Source organism: Aquirufa antheringensis (assembly GCF_004307425.1).
Lineage (GTDB): Bacteria > Bacteroidota > Bacteroidia > Cytophagales > Spirosomataceae > Aquirufa > Aquirufa antheringensis.
On record NZ_SEWZ01000009.1, the window covers coordinates 1 to 306 of the forward strand.

The window sequence follows — 306 nt, forward strand, 5'->3', positions numbered from 1 at the left end:
TTTTTCTTGTGGGCCTGCGTGGACTCGAACCACGGACCTCTACATTATCAGTGTAGCGCTCTAACCACCTGAGCTACAAGCCCGCTTAATCCTTACTTAAATCTTTTTGAAAGCTGCTCTCTTTCGAGCAGGTTTCCTTTAAGCGTGTGATAAAAACAAAGAAGATGAATAAACACTTGCGTGATCACCCGAAAATAATAGCTTCTCCAGAAAGGAGGTGTTCCAGCCACACCTTCCGGTACGGCTACCTTGTTACGACTTAGCCCCAATTACCTGTTCTACCCTAACTGGCGGTTTAACGGCCAG

General features: G+C 46.4%; 1 tRNA gene and 1 rRNA gene. Both read right to left on the bottom strand.

Annotated features, from left to right (window positions below):
• Positions 1–9: 9 nt before the first annotated feature.
• A tRNA-Ile gene (locus EWU21_RS11215) sits at positions 10–83 on the bottom strand.
• Between the two features lie 127 nt (positions 84–210).
• A 16S ribosomal RNA gene (locus EWU21_RS11335) occupies positions 211–306 on the bottom strand; the annotation flags it as partial.